Source organism: Chromohalobacter sarecensis (genome assembly GCF_023061135.1).
GTDB classification, from domain to species: Bacteria; Pseudomonadota; Gammaproteobacteria; order Pseudomonadales; family Halomonadaceae; genus Chromohalobacter; species Chromohalobacter sarecensis.
In genome coordinates, this window is sequence record NZ_JAKGAN010000011.1 from 26686 (window position 1) to 43620 (window position 16935).

The following is a 16935-nucleotide window of genomic DNA, read 5'->3' on the forward strand; positions in this document are numbered from 1 at the left end:
GCCATGGGCGATGCCGCGTCGGCTGCGCCTTCACATCGACTGGACGACAACATGTACGCATCCATCAAACAACGTTGGTTTTCGAACGTCCGTTCGGACGTTCTAGCCGGCGCCGTGGTGGCGCTGGCGCTGATTCCCGAGGCGATCGCCTTCTCGATCATCGCTGGGGTCGACCCCAAGGTAGGGCTTTATGCCTCCTTCTCCATGGCGGTGGTGATCGCCTTTACCGGGGGCCGTCCCGGCATGGTGTCCGCCGCTACCGGTGCCATGGCGCTACTCATGGTGACGCTGGTCAAGGAGCATGGGGTCGAATACTTGCTCGCGGCCACCGTGTTGACGGGGTTACTGCAGATCGTGGCTGGTTACCTGCGCCTGGGCGCGCTGATGCGTTTCGTCTCGCGCTCGGTGGTCACGGGCTTCGTCAACGCCCTGGCGATCCTGATCTTCATGGCGCAGTTGCCGGAGCTGACCGACGTGACCTGGCATGTCTACGCCATGACGCTCGGTGGGTTAGCGATCATCTACCTGTTTCCCTATGTGCCGGTCATCGGTCGCGCACTGCCGTCACCATTGGTCTGCATCATCGTACTCACCGCGATCTATATGCTGGGCGATTTCTCCATGGTGCGCACCGTGGGCGATATGGGCGAGCTGCCGGATACCTTGCCGATGTTCCTGTGGCCGGATGTGCCGCTCAACTTCGAGACGCTGGCGATCATCTTCCCGTATGCACTGGCGTTGACCATCGTGGGGCTTCTCGAGTCGCTGATGACGGCGACCATCGTCGACGAACTCACCGATACGCCTAGCGACAAGAACCGCGAATGCAAGGGCCAGGGGATCGCCAACATGGCGACGGGCTTCCTCGGTGGCATGGCGAGTTGCGCGATGATCGGGCAGTCGGTGATCAACATCAAATCCGGCGGGCGTACGCGCCTTTCCACGCTGTGTGCCGGGGTCATCCTGCTGTTTCTGGTGGTCTTCCTCGGTGATTGGGTGGCGCAGATTCCCATGGCAGCGTTGGTGGCGGTGATGATCATGGTGGCGATCGGGACCTTCAGTTGGGAATCGCTGCGCGACCTGCGCAAGCATCCGTTGTCGACCAATATCGTCATGCTGGCGACGGTCATCGTCGTGGTGGCGACTCACAACCTAGCCATCGGTGTTCTGGTAGGGGTGCTGCTGGCGGCGTTGTTCTTCGCCAACAAGGTCGGCCAGATCCTCTACGTGGGCAGCGAGATGAACGAGGAGAGCCAGACGCGTGTCTATCGCGTCGTCGGCCAGGTATTCTTCACCTCGGCGGACCGTTTCGTGGATTCCTTCGACTTCAAGGAAACCGTGGAGCGCGTGCATATCGACCTGACCCGTGCGCACTTCTGGGATATCACCGCCGTGGGCGCGCTCGACAAGGTGGTTATCAAGTTCCGCCGCGAGGGTACCGAGGTGGAGATTACCGGTCTCAATCAGGCCAGTGCCACGCTGGTGGACCGTTTCGCGGTGCACGATAAGCCCGACGCCGTGGAAAAGCTCATGGGCCACTGAGTCGCGGCCTACGCCTTAAGGGGGAGACGACAGGCCTCCCCCTCTCTGGGTATCATGTATTTAGCCCCATTGCGATGGGACCCGAAAGATCATCACAAGGAGCCCGCCACATGAAAGCACCTCACGTCATGGCGTGTATCGATGGCTCGAGTTATTCGGAAACCGTGAGCGATGCTGCGGTCTGGTCGAGCCAACGCATGGATGTTCCGCTATCCTTCGTGCACGTGCTGGATCGCAATCAGGCGCCGAGCCAGTTCGATCCACGCGGCAACATCGGACTCGGCTCGCGCGAGAACCTTCTCGAAGAGCTCGCGAGTCTCGATGAGCAGCGTGGCAAGCTTGCACAAGAGCATGGCCGTTTGATGTTGAGCGCGGCGCGTGAGCGTGCCGAAGCCGCCGGCGTGGCAGACGTCGAGACTCGCCAGCGTAACGGCGAGCTGGTCGAGGCCTTGACCGAGATCGAAGAAGAAGCGCGCCTGATCGTGCTGGGCAAGCGCGGTGAATCGGCGGATACCTCGCCGGAGCACATGGGCAGCAACCTCGAGCGTGTGATTCGCGGGCTGCATCGCCCGATTCTGGTGATTCCGGAGTCCTTCACCACGCCCAAGCGCTACCTGATCGCCTTCGATGGCGGCCCGACCACGCGCAAGATGGTCGAACTGCTCTCGGAACGGCCGTTGCTGCGCGACCTGGAATGTCACCTGGTGTTGGTAGGGGCGGATACCGATGAGCACCGCGAGCAACTAGCCTGGGCGGAGAAGCAAATGGCGCCGACCAGCAGCGCCGTGCATACGCAAATCATCGCCGGCGAGGTCGAGAAGGTGTTGTGCGACTATCAGCATGAGCACGACATCGACTTGTTGGTCATGGGGGCCTATGGGCACTCACGCATTCGTCAGTTCCTGGTGGGCAGCACTACCACGGCGATGATTCGTCGCGCCAAGGTGCCGTTGCTGCTGTTGCGTTAAGCGCCGTACATCCCGAGGACACGCCATGATCATTCAACGCCACGACACCAAGGCCCGCATGAGCCGGGCCGTGATTCACAACGGTGTCGCCTATCTATGCGGCCAGGTGGCTGGCCCGGATGCTCGACACGGCGATATTGTCGCGCAGACCGAGAGCATGCTGGCGCGCGTCGACGCCTTGCTCGAAGAAATCGGCTCGGACCGCGAGCACCTGCTCACGGCGACGGTCTATTTGGCTGATGGTGGGGACGTGGCGGCCATGAACGCGGTGTGGGACGCCTGGGTGCCCGCCGGTCATGCGCCGGCGCGGACCTGTATCACCGCGCCGATGCCTGCCGACGATCTCAAGGTGGAAGTGACCGTGACGGCGGCGGTCAAAGGCCAGTGAGTCGCACTGTGTAAGGCGTCGGTCACGTCGACGGCGCCTCTTCTTCCTCGTTGTGGGTCGCCGCCGGCGGCTGATGATTCAGAAACTCGCCTACACGCTCCGGCTCGCTTTCGCCGACACGGCATAGCTGGACGGCGATCTCCGCATACTGCATCAAGACTGGTACCAGCAGGCGTTGCCGCTCGGCATTGTCGCCGCTAGTGGCGCGGGCCTCGCCGTTGAACCACTCGAAGAGTCGTGCCAGGCGCGCATAGTTGGGATCACCGCGCCCACTATTGCCGCGCAGGGCGTCGATGGACAGACAGCGCAGCACGTTGCGTTTGTTGGGATCCAGCCCTTCTTTCTCCAGCAAACGTTCGGCATGCTGCATGAAATGCTCGGCCAGCAGTGCCGTGGTCTGCGTGCGTCCGTGATGGGACAACGCCTCGAGGCTGTCGTGCAGGGCGCGCTGCTGCTGGGAAAGCTGTTGCCACAACGCCAGGCCCAGCAGGGCCAAGATCGCCAGCGCACCAAGCGCAAGCACGAACGCACCCAGGGGAATCAGCGCCGAGGGCGGCAGCGGCCAGGCGAGATCGGTGGCCGACAGCAGTACACCCCCCAGCAGGGCGATAGCGAGGAGTATGGCAAGTATCAGAGCCAAGCGTTTCATCGAGTCGTATCCATTGCCTCAAGCGTATGCCTCATTATCGGCCCCGTCGCGCCAAGCTTGATGGTGGTGAGCGACCTCCTCCCCAGAGGGCGTTTACAAAACAGTCCAGAGGTTGTTTACAAAATAGGCGAACGAAGGCAAGACAAGGCGAAATTGAGCGCAGAAGCGCAGTTTACGAGATGTAAATGAGCATTTTAAGGTCAATTTCAACGCCGTATTGCCGAGTGCAGGCATTTTGGAGATAGCCTCTCAGCACATGCCGCCATTCACCGGCAACACTTGGCGCGTCATATAAGCGGCATCCTTTGAGCATAGAAAGCTCACCACGCCGGCGATATCCTCGACTTGGCCGGTGCGACGCATCGGAATCATCTTGAGCACCTCTTCCCGGGGCAGGTGGTGCGTCATATCGGTGTCGATCCAGCCGGGGGCGACGCAGTTGACGGTGATATGGCGTTTGGCCAGTTCGATGGCCAGCGCCTTGGTGGCGCCGATGATCCCCGCCTTGGCGGCGCTGTAATTGACCTGGCCGCGATTGCCGATAAGCCCCGACATCGAGGCGATGGTGACGATGCGCCCCGGCTTGCGACGCTGGATCATCGGCATGACCAGCGGATGCAGCACGTTGTAGAAACCGTCGAGATTGGTATGCACCACGCTGTCCCAGTCGTCGCCGGTGAGCGCGGGGAACGGGTTATCGGCGGTGATACCGGCGTTGCAGACCACGCCAAAATACGTGCCGTGAGCCTCGATGTCTGCTTCCAGGGAGGTGCGTGCCTGTTCGCGATCGGCTACGTCGAAACACATAAGGCGTGCCTCGCGGCCTAGTGCGCGAATTTCTTCGGCGACGCCTGCAGCCTCCTGCTCGCGCGAGCGGTAATGCAGCACGATATCGAAGCCGTCGTGCGCCAGGCGCAGGGCGGTGGCGCGACCGATGCCACGGCTGGCACCGGTCACCAGGATAGTGTCGGTCATCGAGCGTCTGGCCTTTCTGTAGGGGAAGAAGAAGCGTCCGGCGGTGGCTGAAAGATACTCAGGCGTCCTTCGGCGAGGCACTGGCCCGCCGCCGTCGACAGTGTGCCGGTGAAGGCGCGCACGCCGTTGTCGGCGACGAATTCCCGCGTCACCTGAATATGCACCGGCTCGCCGAGAGAAAAATTATCCACATGGGCATGGTAGCGCCGGCTGGCGATCAGGAAACCGGGCGGAGGCGGTGCGCCGTCGATATGCGCCCAGACCCCGGCCCAGGCGGCGACGCCCTGAGCCATCCATTCGAGGCCGACCCAGGCGGGAATCGCCCCGTCCTCGACGAATAGATCGTCGGCCTGGGGGATGATCTCGACAGTGGCGCCCTCGGCGTCGTAATCCAGCAGCGTGTCGAGCAGACACATCGCGCCGTCATGGGGGACGAACGGTCTTACCTCACAGGGAAGCTGAAGGCTCATGTCATGCCTCATCGCGGGTCATCAGCAGCGCGGCGTTATTGCCGCCGAAGGCGAAAGAATTGCTCAGCGCCTGCTTGAGCGGACGCGGTTCGGGCGTAACCGGAGACATAACATAGTCGAGGCGCGGCAATTCGGGATCGGGCACGGCGTCGAAGACATGCACTGGCAGGCGTCCGCGGTGGAGCGCCAACCAGCAAAATGCGGCTTCCAGCGCCCCGGCGGCGCCCAGGGTATGGCCGGTCAAGGCCTTGGTCGAGCTGCAGGGCGGCGAGGTGGCGAACAGCGTTGCGACTGCCTGGGCTTCCATGCTGTCGTTGTGGCGGGTACCGGTGCCGTGCAGGTTGAGATAATCCACCGCCTCGGGCGCGCAGCCGCCCATTGCCAGGGCCTGGCGCATCGCTTCGTAAGCGCCACTGCCATCCGGACGCGGCGCTGAGACGTGATAGGCGTCGCTGGACTCGCCCGTGCCACTGAGCTGAATGCCGCCGGCTTCCGGCGTGACCACGAACAGTGCCGCCGCCTCGCCGATATTGATGCCGTCGCGCTGTGCGGAGAACGGCATGCAAGGCTGCTCGCTGATCGCTTCCAGACTGGCGAAGCCGTTGACGGTCAAGCGGCAGAGGCTATCTGCGCCCCCCGCGACGACCGCGTCGCATGTCCCGCTGGCGAGCAGGCGTCGCGCGCTGGCCAGCGCCCGTGCGCTGGAACTGCACGCCGTGGACAGCGCATACACAGGCCCCTGGGCCCCGATGCGCTCGGCGACGAAGTGTGCCGGTGCGCCGAGTTCCTGATTGGCATAGCGGAATGTCTCGGGTAGCGGCCCCTCGGGTCCCACCTCGGCGATGGCGCGTTCGGTCTCGCCGATGCCCGAGGTACTGGTGCCGATGACCACGCCGATGCGCTCGGGCGATACCGAATTACATAGATGTTCGAGTGCGTCATGCAGGCGGTGCATGGCGAGTGCCAACAAGCGGTTGTTGCGGCTGCGCTGCTCGGGCGGCCAGGCGTCCCAGTCGGGGAGCTCGCATGTGACCATGCCCAACGGTAGCGCACGTTCAGGGGTGAAGGCGGCACTGGACGTCAGTCCGCGTCGCCCTGCGAACAAGGCGTCGGCGATGGTCTCCAGGTCGTCGCCGAGGCTGCACACCACGCCGGGACGCGACAGACGACAGGGTTGGCGGTCGGCGGATAGGTTCATCGCGAGGCCTCGTGGTCGGTGGACGAATCGAGCGGCGCGATGCGCAGTCGGTAGTCGCCTTGAAAATCTTCCAGCAATACGCCGCTGTCACTATCCGCCCCGCGTTGTGCGGGGGGCGGCGTGATACGCGCGACACGCTCGCCGCGATAGACGATCAGGCGCTCTCGGCGATTCTCGTCGAGCGTCCAGTCGCTATCGGCGAAGGCCTCTTCGAGCGCCGCGCGGGGCCACAGCGACCATTCCAGTCGGGTCGCCAGCCAGTCCGGCGGAAACGGTAGAGCATCCTCGCGTGGGGCATCGCCCTGCTCGAAGCGGCTGCCCGAGGCGTCGCGTACCAGCGTCGTCAGGCGCTGACCGTAGGGCGTGGTCAGGACCACGCGCAATTCGTCCGGGGCGAGGCGCAGCACGGCGATCAGGGTTTGTTTGTCTGCGTCCGCGTCGTCGGGGATGAAGGTCAGGCGTCGAGTAAGTGTCTCCGAGCGTTCGGCCTGATCCAGCGCCGGATGGGGCGCAATGGGCGGCGCCAGCGAGCAGCCGCCGAGCAGCATCAGGCTACATAGCGCGAGCGCGAGTGGATATCGTGCCAGGCTCATGAGCGCACCTCGTCGCGTTGTTCGCAGACTTCGGCAAGTGTCGCCAGGCGGCGTCGTGAGGCGGTGACGAAAGGGTTGTCACGGTCCCAGGCGTAACCGGCGAGCACGCCGCTGATCCAGCGTTTGAAGCGCGGCGGCGGCGCTTCGTGAAAGACGATGGTCTGCAGCGTGCCGGCGTACCACGCCTCGACGAAAGCGCGGAAGGTCTCCACGCCGGCGCGTAGTGGCGTCTCGAAGTCAGCGTGCCAGTCGATTTCTTCGCCGCGTAGCTGGCGGTCGACGAGCGGGGCAGCGAGGTGCGCCGAATGCAGGGCGATGGTGACGCCGGAGGAAAACACCGGGTCGAGAAATTCCCCGGCGTTGCCGAGCAGCACGTAACCGGGGCCGTGCAGGCGCGTGACGCTGGCCGCGTAACCGCGTATCTCGTTGACCTCGCGCACGCGCTGCGCCTGGTGCAGAAGCTGGCGAAAGCGCGGCTCCCGGTCGATCAAGGTTTGCCAGCGCGTTTCTGGGCTGTCGCCATGCGCGGTGAGGGTGTCGATGTCGCCGACGACGCCCACCGAGGCGCGTCCGTCGGCGAACGGAATCAACCAGTACCAGATGCCGGCGTCCTCGGGGTGCACGCCGATCAGGATCTTCTCGCGGTCGTAATCGGCGTCATCGATGCCGTCCTCGACATGGCTGAAGATCGCCATGCGCGGTTCGGCACGTGGATCGCGTTCAAGCGCTTCCAGGCGCGCCAATACCCGACCGTAGCCGCTGGCATCGAGCACGAAGCGCGCGCTCAAGGAGCGCGTTGCCCCCTGTTCGTCCTCGAGTTGCAACACGGGGCGCGCGGCATCGGCGTCGAATGCGGTGACCGTCGTGCCGAACTCGAGTGTCGCACCCTGGGCCTCGGCGGCGTGGATCAGGCGCTGATCGAAGTCGGCACGTGGGACCTGATAGGTGGTGCCCCAGCCGGGCGTCGATTTTTCGCGGAAATCGATGGTAGTGGTCCGCGTGTGGCGGGTGAAGGCGGCGCCGTTCTTGGACTGATAGCCAGCAGCCTGGACCGTCTCCAGCAAACCGGCCGCCTCGAGATAGGCCATGCTCTGCGGCAGCAGGCTTTCGCCGATGGCAAAGCGCGGGAAATGGCTGCGTTCGATGACATGTACGTGCCATCCGAGGCGGCTCAGGCGCGCGGCGGCGGCCGCGCCGGCGGGCCCGGCGCCGATGATGGCGACATCACAGTCGGTGGCATGCGGGGATGCGTCGGTGTGCATGTTCATCAAGCGTCTCCTCGTGGACCGGGCCTGAGCAAGTAGACCAGCCCCCACACCGCGGCCAGGCCGATCAGGCACGTCAGGCCGAGATAGTGAAGCGCCGGGGTGGCACTGAACGCGAGCAGCCCGAAGGCCAGCAGACTGGTCAGCGTGGACAGGCTGATGGCCAGCCAGGCGGCGGCCTGGCGGGGATGCTCGGCATTGAAGATACCCGCATCGAGGCCGATGCCCAAGACCAGCAATAGCCCCAACTGACTGAAAACGTTGAGCGGAATACCGGTTACCGCGAAGCTCGTCAATACGATCAGCGTAGCGCCCAGCGGAGGGACCAGCACTCGCCAGGTACGCCGACGATAGCGCAGGCTCAGCCCTACGCCCAGCAAAACCAGGCCCAGCGCCAGCCATTCGGCGATATGCGTGCGTAGCTCGCCGAGGAGCCCCGACAGGCGTTCGATGCGATCGACATAGGTGACGCCGGGCGTATCGGCGGCGAGTTGCCGCAAAGGCGCCTCGCCGTCGCCATCCGCGACGCCTTGAAGCGCCACGCTGGCGGCGACGTCGCCGTCCTCGGTCTCGCCCAGCCACAAGCGGCGTTGAGACTCCCCGAGCGGCGAGTCGAGCCAGGTGGCGACATCCAGCAGCGGGCTCTCATCGAGGCGCGCGCGGGCGCGTTCGGCCAGCGTGTCCGGCAGGTTCGCACGTGCGAAGAGGGTCTCGAGCGGGGTCTGGTAAAGGCGTTCGACACGCGCCAGGTCGGCGTTTTGTCGCTCGGGCGGCGGCACGCTGTCGGCAAGATCGAGGTGTCCGCTGATCACGCCCTGGTCTTCTAGCGCGTCCAGCGGCGTGTGCAGGGCGTCGAGCCGCGAGAGCAACGCGGCCTCATCGTCGCCGCGCACCAGCAGGTAGTGCGTGCCGGTATCGTTGCCGAAGTGTCGCTGCACGATGCGCTCCTGCTCGAGCAAGGCATCGGGCGATGAACTGAGCAGCCGCAGGCTGTCGTCGCTGTGCAGGCGCCAGATACAGACCGCCACCAGGATCATTGCGACCACGCCGACGATGCCGGGCTTGAGGCGCCACGGTGAGCGAGTGAGGCGTTCCCAGCGCGTCGCCAGGCGCGCGGTGGCCGGCGAGATGGGCAGGCGCAGGCGGGGTAGCCACAGTACCACCGAGAGCCAGGCGCCCAGCAGCCCCAGCGCGGCGAAGACCGCCATCTGACGCAGTCCCGGTAGCGGCGTGAAGGTCTGGGCAAGATACGCGACCAGGCTCGATGCCAGGCCCAGCGCGAGTCCGGGGAGCAGGGCGCGGAGACGAAAGGCGCGACCCGCGATGGCGCGATGACTCTGCAGATGCAGGGCGTAATCGATGGCGATGCCGATCAGGCTGGCGCCGAAGGCCAGCGTCAGCAAGTGCAGGCTGCCGAACAAGGCCAGCGTCAGGGTCAGCGCCATCAACAGGCCGCTGCCCAGCGGCAACAGCAATGCAAGCAGCACGCGCGGCGAGCGAAAGACGATCAGCAGTACCGCGACCAGACCGAGCAATGCGCCCAGGCCGATGGTCGAGATCTCGTGCTTGGCTTGCTCGGCGCCGGCCGCGGCATGAAAGATCAGCCCCGAGCGCAATAGCGTCGCCTCGGGGTGGGCGGCCTGAAAATCCGCCAATGCCGTGGTCAGAGGCTGTTGGGCGTCCGGGGCATAGGGCGAGGCGGCGAGCTCGCCGATCAGCAGATCGAAACGCTGGTCGTCGATAGCGACGCTCAAACGGCCGTCGCGCGGGGTGACGCGGCTCGTGGTGCGTTCCTCGAGCCAGGCATCGAGCAGCCCGAACGGGTCGCGGCGCGGATCCGGGCGTGCGGCGGGCGAGAAAAGCGCCTGCAGTGCGGGCTCGACCAGTGATTCACCGCCGTCGGCATCGATGGCCTGGCGTATCTCGGGGGTCAGCAGGCGATAGCGATAGGTGTCGAGTGCCGCCTGAGGATCGTCGTCGAGCAGGTCGGTGTCGCGCCAGGTCAGGGTGTCGATCACCGACGCCGCGTCGCTATCCCCGCTGAGTGCCTCGGCCAGCGCGGGCGTGGTGTTCGACAGATCGTCGGCGTGCACCAGCAGCACGAAACGGTCCTCGAAGCTCGTGCCCAGCTTGGCGCTGGCGCGTTCCACGAGTGGAGCCTGGCGGTCCTCCGGCAGCATGGCGGTCAGCCGGGTGTCCGCAGGTAGACCGTCGCGCAGCAGCCAGCCGAGTGCCACCAGGCACACGAGATGGGCAACCAGCCAGGCCCAGGCAAGGTAACGGGGGGCGCGCGTGGCGGTGGGCAAGGGCGGCATGAGGGGTTCTCTCGATCCGGTCAGCGGGTATCGGCGTCGGGGAGGGCGTCGATCGCTTCAGGCGTCAGCGGCGCCTGGTCGCTGAAGTCGACGCTCAGGCGGTCGCCATCGGCGGTGTGCATCTCCAGATGCTCGACGTAGCGGCCGCCGGTCAGGCGAATCTCGCCGATGCGTTCGGCGAGGGCCGAGTCGCGGGGCGTGAGCTCGACTCGCCAGTCGTCGGCGTCGCCTTCGAGGGTCTGGGTAAAGCGTGCGTCCAGCGCCGACCAGTCGCCGCCGAGCAGGCGCAGCAATAGCGCGGCGATCTGCTCGCGACCCGCCTGACGGGCGCTTTCCGACTGCGTGGCGTCATCGGCATCGGCCGGTGTGAGTACCAGTGTGTCCTCCACGGGCGTTTCCAGTTGCCAGACGACCTTCTCGTCGCGCACATAGGCGAAGCGCCCCTGGCTTTCGAGCTGCGTATCGACATCGGCGAGCCAACGGGTCTGCGTGAAGTGGCCTTCCAACGCCGGGGTCTGCTCAAGACGTTCCTGCAGTGCCTGGCGGTCGAAGGCGTGCGCGGCGAGCGGCAGCCCGACGAGCCCCAGGCAGGCGTAGGCGATCAAGCGGCGCATCATGTGCTTTCTCCCGTGTCGAGATGAGGCGACGATGAAACTTAGTCGTCGTCTTTGTGCGTTGTCGAAGAAGCCCAGAAAGGGAAGAAGTTGAACCATTGCAGTGGCTGGCGCTGGCATTGATCGGTCAGCCACTGTACGTAACGGCGCATGGCTTGTTCGCGCCAGGCATCGCGCTCGACGCGTTTGACGTGGGTAGTGTCGTCGAAGTCATTGAATTCCACTCGGTAGCCCTCGGCGTCACGCAGGCAGGCCACCGTGTAGAGCGGGCAGCGCAGCAGGGTGGCCAGATGGAACGGGCCTTCGGGAAAGGCAGCGGGCGCGCCCAGGAAGTCGAGCGTCTGGGTGCGGCCACCGTCGTGAAGTGGCACGCGGTCGGCGGCGATCATCACGAAGTGCCCTTGTTGAATGCGCTCGGCGAGCAGCATGGCGGTGGCCGGGGTGATCTCGCTGACCTCGATGATCTCCGGCGCGCGGCGCAGGTTGCTGCGGGCCAGCAGCTCGTTGAACTTGCTGGCGTTGCGGGTGTGCATGATCTGCACCACGTGGAAGTCGTCGCGACGTTCCTGCATGGCGCTGCATATTTCCAGGTTGCCGACGTGCGAGACCAGTACCAGGCCGCCGCGCCCGCTGCGGATGGCGGCGTCGAGGCGGGCACGGTCTTCGCCGTCGACACGCGCTTCCAGCGTGCGCCCGCTCCAGGCATCAATCTTGTCCATCAGCATGCCGCCGAAGACCAGGAAATGGCGCAGGCTCAACCAGTGCACGCAGCGCGGCGCACGCCCGGCATAGAGTGGCCAGATGCGCTTGAGATAATCCTGCGACGCCTGGCGGGGAATGTGGCGTATCGCATAGTAGTAAAGGATGACCGGCACCAGCATGAGCCGAAACGGCCAGCGTCCCAGGTGGCGGCGAATCCAGATCATCAGGCGCATGCCGGCCAAGGTGCCGGACTCCTGAACGCGCGACCAGTGCTGTGCGTCGCGTTGCGTGTCGTCGTCGCTGGGGGTCATCCGGTACTCCTTGTTATTCGCGCATGGCGGCATAGCAGGCGTGGCAGCCGCCGCAGCATACCGGCGAGCAAGCGTAAATGCATCGCGGTGAGTTGGCGGTTATCGCGCCACATGGCGAAATGCGAGACGCCGTCGAGGGGATAACTGACCCGTACGGGCAGGTTCTCGACCGGCCACCCTGCCCATATCCAGCGCACGGGTAACTCGGTGTCGAACTGCATGCGGTCCCCGCAGGAATGCCGCGCGACCAGGCGATTGGTCGCCGCCACCGGATACAGCTTGACGCCGCACATGGTGTCGCGCAGCGCGAAGGAAAGAGTGCTCAGCCACACCAGCGAATGGGTCAGATAACGGGCATAGAAGCGGTGGCGCGGCACGCTGGCATCGAAACGTGGATAGCCGATGCGCAGCGTGGTGTCGTCGGCATTGAGGTCAGCGAGAAACGGCGGTAGATCGTCGGCGTCGTGCTGGCCATCGGCATCGACTTGCAGGGCGTGCGTGAAGCCCAGCCGCTGTGCCTCGCGCAGGCCGGCCTTGACCGCCGCGCCCTTGCCTTGGTTGTGCGGCAGTTTGAGCAGATGTGTGCGTGGTGCGCTGGCGAGGCGCTCGAGAACGGCGGCACAGGCGAGCTCGCAACCGTCATCGACCAATAACAAGGGGACCTCCAGACGGCGTAGCGCCTGGCATGTACGCCCCACCGCGTCGGCGTGGTTGTAGACTGGAATAATGACACAGGCACGGGCGTCGTCACGCATGGCATGCGCCCTCCGGCCGCGTCAGCGTCAGCGTGCCGGTCCCATGAGTACCGCGCTGGCTGGTGAACGTGAAGCGTAGCCGGATCGTCATGGCGTTGTTATGAGTATCGTCATGAGCGGTTTCATGCGAGCTGTCATACGTGGCGTCGAGCGTCAGGGTGACGCGCTCCCCCGGTAGCAGCAGCAGGGGAAACTTGATGCGGGTCATGTCGCGGCACACGCCATGCAGACCGAGGCTTTCGCGTGCGGCGTGAAGCGCCCAGCGCACCATGACTACGCCCGGTACTACCGGCTGCGTGGCGAAATGGCCTTCGACATAGGCGAGACGTTCGGGCACTTCCAGGGTCAGACGTGCGCTTTGCGGACCGTCCAGCGTTTCGCCCAGCCAGCGCGGTGCGCGGGGATCGTCGAGATCCGCGAACAGGCGTGATAGGCATGCAGCACCAAGCTTGCCCTGGGCATCGCGGGGCCAGGCCTTGACGAAGCGCCAGTAGCGTGGCAGCACGACGTTTTCGAAGCGTGGCGCCAGGGCGGCGCGCAGCGTCTGGATCAATCGCCGACGCGTGGCATGATCGTGCGGCACGGCCTCGGGCGTGAGCTCGACGATGGCGCCCAGACGGCCATCGCGCCTCGGCAGGGGAGCGCAATGGGCACGGCGCACGTCGGGCAGTTCGACGAGGGCGCGGTCGAAGGCGGTGAGCGAGACACGCTTGCCGCCGACCTTGGCGATACGGTCGCTGCGCCCGAGCAGTTGAAAACGGGTGTCGTCGACGGCCACGCGGTCGGCCTGCAGGGTCCAGGTCGCTGGGTCGGCCAGCCATGGTGTGCGTAGCCACAATTGGTGTTCACTATCGGCACTTATCTCGACGTCGGGAAATGCCGTCCAGCCAGTATCCCGGGATTGAACGCGCCAAGCGATGCCGCCGGTTTCGGAGCTACCATAGACTTCGCGTACCTCGGCGCCGAGCAGGCGCTGGGCATGCTCGGCCGCATCGCGCGGCAGGGGCGCGCCGGAAGAATGAATGCGTGCTAGAACGCCGTCGACCGCCGACCAGTCGAGTGTCTCTGGAAGCCGCTCAAGAGTTGGTGGGGCGCTGATCAGCACCGCCTCGCGCCGGGTTTGCGCATGCCAGTGCGCCAACCACTGATGCAGGGTTTCGGGATAGCGGCATACCTCGCTGGCGAAGGGGCTGCGTTCGCACAACGGGCGCAGTATGCCGAACAACAGCCCGTAGATATGCTGATGACTCACCTGACTCAGCGTCAGGCGTGCCTCGAGCGGCCATAGTGCGGCATGCATGCCAAGCTCCGCGTCGAGCTGGGCGAACGTCTTGTCGAGGCGCTGCGGTTCGCCGGTGGAGCCGGAGGTATAGAGACTCACGGCGATGCGCTCCGCCTCGAGCGTGCCCCAGCGCGGCGTGCGTGGGGAAGCGCTCGGCGTCAGGCCGCCGGGAATATCCCCCAGGCGCGCGGCACCCAGGGCATCGAGGGCCTCGAGTGTCGCCGGGCGCGTGTCGGCCGGTAGGATGACACGGTCGCCGCGCTCCCAGGCAGCGATCAGCGCACAGACGAATCGGTAAGGGTCGTGCGTGCTCAGCATCCAGTAATCGGGAGACTCAGTATGCGCGTCCAGGGCCGCCTGCCAGGCGCCGACGTCGGCCTGAAATGTCGCCAGCGTGTGCCAGGGCGCCTCGGCGTAAGCGTCGGTTTGCCAGGCCACGGCGCGTGCAGGGTCGCGGTCGCGCCACGGGGTGGCCAGCAGTGGGCCGTGCGCTGCGTCATTCGTCATCGGGCGTTTTCCTCACCTGGCGGCGGATCAGCCATTCGCCGCCGAACATCATCGCCAGCAGGGTATAGACGATGCCCCCGTTGTAGAGCGTCCACATGGCCAGGTCGGCGTAGAGTGCGGTCCATAGCGCGATGCTGCCATTGATGGCGAAAAATACGCACCAAGCTTGAGTCACGCGGCGCGTATAACGCACACCGCGCGGGCCGAGGTTGGGTTCGCGGCGCCGCGCCAGGCGCTCGATGGCACTGGGTGGCCGCGCCAGACTGTAAGCGAAGGCAGCTAGCATGGCGGTATTGAGAAGCACCGGCCAGGCGCGTACCCCAAGTTCGGCGTGGCCGGCAGCGAGCAGGCCCCCGCCGACGATCAGTAATCCCCAGCCCCATCCCCGGCGCGCGGCGGGTAGCCGCCACCAAGCCAGTGCGACGAGGGCGATCAGCAGTGGCCAGGCGCCCAGACGCGGCAGCAAAATGTGCACGGCCAACGGCCATCCCAATGCCAGGATGACGAAGAGCAGATTGAGCAGGGCCGAGCGCGGTGCGGTCGACGATGGGGTATGGGAATTCATGCTGGGCTCTACGCGGTGCGACGCTCCTCGACCAGCGCAGCGAGTGTGCGCAGATTGCGGAAGTAGTGGCGTGTTTCGTCACTATCAGCTTCCAGCTTGATGCCGTAGCGCTTCTGCAGAGCGAGCCCCAGCTCCAGGGCGTCGATGGAGTCCAGGCCGAGACCTTCGACGAACAGCGGCTCGTCGGGATCGATATCCTCCGGCGTGACGTCCTCGAGTTCGAGGGTGTCGATGATGAGATGCTTGAGCTCGTGTTCCAATTCGCTCGTCATGGGCGACTCCATTCTCGTCGATGCAGCATAAGGCGTATGTCGTGTGCGTAAACGTTGCCGACGGCGGGGCGCACTATACCGGCTGGCCTATGATACAGGGTGTAAGCGGTTATAGGGCAGGGCGTCGACGTTCATCGGGGTGATCTCGTCCATGCATTATTCGCCGCGCACCAATGACCATGCCTGGCGTGGCCGATGGCAATGGAGTTCGTCGCGTGTGCCGCATAGCCAGTCGATGAGATCGCTGGGCTGGGGGTGGCTCTCGGCGGTGTCGTCGCTCGTCAGTGGGCGTGGTGTCAGCGCCCAGGCGTCTTGCGTCGGCGTTAACGACACGCGCAGTGCCACGGCGGCGGTTTCGATCGGGGTCGTGAAGTGCGCGGTGAAACGTGCGGGGATCGCTTGCTCGGCGAAGGCGATGATGACTGCCGGCTCGCCCTGTGCCAGATAGCCACGGGCTTCGACGAGCAGTGCGGCGAATTCGTCGCCCGAGGCGGCGATTGCCTGCTGGGTGCGGCGGTTGCCGCGTCCGATCGAATATACGCCGGGGATGGCGTTATGCACCGAGAGCCCAAAGCGTGCCGGCGACAATGGCGCTTCTTCTGCCAGGGCATTGAGCATTTCCAGGGTGCGTTCGCCGTCGCCATGGCGGGAGGCATACAGCAGGGGGCAGTCGGCGTCGACATCGAGTTCGGCCAGCATGTCGCAGAGTGCGCGACCGATGCCGGTCAAACGGCGTCGCAACATGGCCGGCACATGGCCGCCGGCGGGTTTTTCCGCAACGCTGAGGCGGGGCTGCGAGGTATCGCGGCGGCCGGGCTGCCAGGCGCGCCAGTCATGCACGTACATCATGGCCGGTGTCGTCATGCAGTCGTTTCCGTTTCGTCGGCGAATGCCGCTGGCTCGATTCGTGGGGTGAATAACAACGTATACAGGCGTTTACCCTACCCGAGTCGTAGCATGATGGCTACTGTCTCGGGCCGCCGACAACGGGGCTGTGAGGCGAGGATGGGGAGTAAAAAATGACCGCCCTGGCGGGCGGTCCGGCCTGAGGCCAAACCCGCATTTGCGGGTGCAGGGAAACGGCACGTGGCGCTGATGTGTGGCGCGCGTGAATCTGTGTGCTGTCAGATGTCAGTCTATGTCAGCGTCGCGTGACTGGCTGTCAGTCATGGCGGCGAACGACGTAGGTAATGCTTGCGGGGTGGCGCAAGCGACTGGCTATGCACGCGGTGCTCGTCACGAGGTATGGGGTGAGCGTTGGCGCCCACCCTTGCGACCCGCCTCACGCGCGCGATTGGTGTCTTGCTTGAAGTTGCCGGGGCTCTCGCGGCCGCCCTTGCGGCCTGCCTCGGCGGCGCGCCCCGGGTCATGCTTGAAGTTGGTGGGGCTGGCCTGGCCGCCCTTGCGCCCGGCCTCGGCGGCGCGCCCGGGGTCGTTGGCGAAATTGCCGGTGCTGCGTTTTGGCGTTGAAGAAGGCGATGTTGGGGGCGGCGTCTCTTCGTCCTTGATCGGCGGGTGTGGCGGTGTGGTCATGTGAACCTCGTCAATGGAACACGTTAGCGAC

At 65.2% G+C, this 16935-nt stretch carries 18 protein-coding genes; 3 read left to right on the top strand and 15 right to left on the bottom strand.

From position 1 onward, the window contains the following. Positions 1-51: 51 nt before the first annotated feature. From L1071_RS14655 to L1071_RS14665, 3 genes are all read left to right on the top strand, one after another. On the top strand, positions 52-1542 hold the full coding sequence (locus L1071_RS14655; protein WP_246976315.1) for a SulP family inorganic anion transporter: 1491 nt from the start codon (positions 52-54) through the stop codon (positions 1540-1542). Between the two features lie 110 nt (positions 1543-1652). After that, positions 1653-2510 (top strand): universal stress protein, encoded by an 858-nt coding sequence (locus tag L1071_RS14660; protein WP_246976318.1) that lies wholly within the window; start codon positions 1653-1655, stop codon positions 2508-2510. A 25-nt stretch (positions 2511-2535) separates the two neighbouring features. Beyond that, positions 2536-2898 (top strand): RidA family protein, encoded by a 363-nt coding sequence (locus L1071_RS14665; RefSeq protein WP_246976321.1) that lies wholly within the window; start codon positions 2536-2538, stop codon positions 2896-2898. A gap of 22 nt (positions 2899-2920) precedes the next feature. Here L1071_RS14665 and L1071_RS14670 read toward each other — a convergent pair whose 3' ends face one another. The 15 genes from L1071_RS14670 to L1071_RS14740 form a co-directional block, all read right to left on the bottom strand. Continuing rightward, positions 2921-3547 (bottom strand): hypothetical protein, encoded by a 627-nt coding sequence (locus L1071_RS14670; RefSeq protein ID WP_246976325.1) that lies wholly within the window; start codon positions 3545-3547, stop codon positions 2921-2923. A gap of 249 nt (positions 3548-3796) precedes the next feature. Further along, positions 3797-4522 carry a 3-oxoacyl-ACP reductase FabG gene (fabG, locus tag L1071_RS14675; RefSeq protein WP_246976328.1) on the bottom strand — a complete coding sequence of 242 codons (726 nt, stop codon included), beginning with the start codon at positions 4520-4522 and terminating at the stop codon, positions 3797-3799. Next, positions 4519-4992 carry a hotdog family protein gene (locus tag L1071_RS14680; RefSeq protein ID WP_246976329.1) on the bottom strand — a complete coding sequence of 158 codons (474 nt, stop codon included), beginning with the start codon at positions 4990-4992 and terminating at the stop codon, positions 4519-4521. The genes fabG and L1071_RS14680 overlap by 4 nt, the downstream gene beginning before the upstream one ends. Before the next feature lies 1 nt (position 4993). Next, positions 4994-6190, bottom strand: a complete 1197-nt coding sequence (locus L1071_RS14685; RefSeq protein ID WP_246976332.1) for a beta-ketoacyl-ACP synthase — start codon at positions 6188-6190, stop codon at positions 4994-4996. Continuing rightward, positions 6187-6783, bottom strand: coding sequence for a DUF3261 domain-containing protein (locus L1071_RS14690; protein ID WP_246976334.1), 597 nt, complete (start codon positions 6781-6783; stop codon positions 6187-6189). The genes L1071_RS14685 and L1071_RS14690 overlap by 4 nt, the downstream gene beginning before the upstream one ends. Continuing rightward, a complete protein-coding gene (locus tag L1071_RS14695; protein ID WP_246976336.1) occupies positions 6780-8051 on the bottom strand; it encodes an NAD(P)/FAD-dependent oxidoreductase in 1272 nt (423 codons plus the stop codon). The genes L1071_RS14690 and L1071_RS14695 overlap by 4 nt, the downstream gene beginning before the upstream one ends. Beyond that, entirely contained in the window at positions 8051-10363 is a 2313-nt protein-coding gene (locus L1071_RS14700) for an MMPL family transporter (protein WP_246976339.1), read from the bottom strand. The genes L1071_RS14695 and L1071_RS14700 overlap by 1 nt, the downstream gene beginning before the upstream one ends. Before the next feature lie 20 nt (positions 10364-10383). Next, positions 10384-10980 (bottom strand): LolA family protein, encoded by a 597-nt coding sequence (locus tag L1071_RS14705; protein ID WP_246976342.1) that lies wholly within the window; start codon positions 10978-10980, stop codon positions 10384-10386. Positions 10981-11018: 38 nt separating this feature from the next. Then, on the bottom strand, positions 11019-11990 hold the full coding sequence (locus L1071_RS14710; RefSeq protein WP_246976345.1) for a lysophospholipid acyltransferase family protein: 972 nt from the start codon (positions 11988-11990) through the stop codon (positions 11019-11021). Then, complete coding sequence (locus tag L1071_RS14715; protein ID WP_246976348.1) at positions 11987-12745, bottom strand: glycosyltransferase family 2 protein; 759 nt, start codon at positions 12743-12745, stop codon at positions 11987-11989. The genes L1071_RS14710 and L1071_RS14715 overlap by 4 nt, the downstream gene beginning before the upstream one ends. Next, positions 12738-14534: an ApeI family dehydratase gene (locus tag L1071_RS14720; RefSeq protein WP_246976352.1), complete on the bottom strand. Its 1797-nt coding sequence runs from the start codon at positions 14532-14534 to the stop codon at positions 12738-12740. The genes L1071_RS14715 and L1071_RS14720 overlap by 8 nt, the downstream gene beginning before the upstream one ends. After that, positions 14524-15099 (bottom strand): COG4648 family protein, encoded by a 576-nt coding sequence (locus tag L1071_RS14725; protein WP_246976354.1) that lies wholly within the window; start codon positions 15097-15099, stop codon positions 14524-14526. The genes L1071_RS14720 and L1071_RS14725 overlap by 11 nt, the downstream gene beginning before the upstream one ends. An 8-nt stretch (positions 15100-15107) precedes the next feature. Then, a complete protein-coding gene (locus tag L1071_RS14730) occupies positions 15108-15371 on the bottom strand; it encodes a phosphopantetheine-binding protein (protein WP_246976357.1) in 264 nt (87 codons plus the stop codon). 156 nt (positions 15372-15527) lie between these two features. Further along, positions 15528-16235: a beta-ketoacyl synthase chain length factor gene (locus L1071_RS14735; protein WP_246976360.1), complete on the bottom strand. Its 708-nt coding sequence runs from the start codon at positions 16233-16235 to the stop codon at positions 15528-15530. Positions 16236-16607: 372 nt separating this feature from the next. After that, positions 16608-16904: a con-10 family general stress protein gene (locus tag L1071_RS14740; protein ID WP_246976364.1), complete on the bottom strand. Its 297-nt coding sequence runs from the start codon at positions 16902-16904 to the stop codon at positions 16608-16610. Positions 16905-16935: the final 31 nt, after the last annotated feature.

What these genes read in the sequence shown, in the direction of transcription:
- L1071_RS14710 (WP_246976345.1), bottom strand. Translation starts at nt 11,990, where the DNA reads ATGACCCCCAGCGACGACGACACGCAACGCGACGCACAGCACTGGTCG.
- L1071_RS14690 (WP_246976334.1), bottom strand. Translation starts at nt 6,783, where the DNA reads ATGAGCCTGGCACGATATCCACTCGCGCTCGCGCTATGTAGCCTGATG.
- L1071_RS14685 (WP_246976332.1), bottom strand. Translation starts at nt 6,190, where the DNA reads ATGAACCTATCCGCCGACCGCCAACCCTGTCGTCTGTCGCGTCCCGGC.
- L1071_RS14680 (WP_246976329.1), bottom strand. Translation starts at nt 4,992, where the DNA reads ATGAGCCTTCAGCTTCCCTGTGAGGTAAGACCGTTCGTCCCCCATGAC.
- fabG (WP_246976328.1), bottom strand. Translation starts at nt 4,522, where the DNA reads ATGACCGACACTATCCTGGTGACCGGTGCCAGCCGTGGCATCGGTCGC.
- L1071_RS14670 (WP_246976325.1), bottom strand. Translation starts at nt 3,547, where the DNA reads ATGAAACGCTTGGCTCTGATACTTGCCATACTCCTCGCTATCGCCCTG.
- L1071_RS14655 (WP_246976315.1), top strand. Translation starts at nt 52, where the DNA reads ATGTACGCATCCATCAAACAACGTTGGTTTTCGAACGTCCGTTCGGAC.
- L1071_RS14665 (WP_246976321.1), top strand. Translation starts at nt 2,536, where the DNA reads ATGATCATTCAACGCCACGACACCAAGGCCCGCATGAGCCGGGCCGTG.
- L1071_RS14730 (WP_246976357.1), bottom strand. Translation starts at nt 15,371, where the DNA reads ATGACGAGCGAATTGGAACACGAGCTCAAGCATCTCATCATCGACACC.
- L1071_RS14695 (WP_246976336.1), bottom strand. Translation starts at nt 8,051, where the DNA reads ATGAACATGCACACCGACGCATCCCCGCATGCCACCGACTGTGATGTC.
- L1071_RS14735 (WP_246976360.1), bottom strand. Translation starts at nt 16,235, where the DNA reads ATGACGACACCGGCCATGATGTACGTGCATGACTGGCGCGCCTGGCAG.
- L1071_RS14715 (WP_246976348.1), bottom strand. Translation starts at nt 12,745, where the DNA reads ATGCGTGACGACGCCCGTGCCTGTGTCATTATTCCAGTCTACAACCAC.
- L1071_RS14705 (WP_246976342.1), bottom strand. Translation starts at nt 10,980, where the DNA reads ATGATGCGCCGCTTGATCGCCTACGCCTGCCTGGGGCTCGTCGGGCTG.
- L1071_RS14740 (WP_246976364.1), bottom strand. Translation starts at nt 16,904, where the DNA reads ATGACCACACCGCCACACCCGCCGATCAAGGACGAAGAGACGCCGCCC.
- L1071_RS14660 (WP_246976318.1), top strand. Translation starts at nt 1,653, where the DNA reads ATGAAAGCACCTCACGTCATGGCGTGTATCGATGGCTCGAGTTATTCG.
- L1071_RS14700 (WP_246976339.1), bottom strand. Translation starts at nt 10,363, where the DNA reads ATGCCGCCCTTGCCCACCGCCACGCGCGCCCCCCGTTACCTTGCCTGG.
- L1071_RS14720 (WP_246976352.1), bottom strand. Translation starts at nt 14,534, where the DNA reads ATGACGAATGACGCAGCGCACGGCCCACTGCTGGCCACCCCGTGGCGC.
- L1071_RS14725 (WP_246976354.1), bottom strand. Translation starts at nt 15,099, where the DNA reads ATGAATTCCCATACCCCATCGTCGACCGCACCGCGCTCGGCCCTGCTC.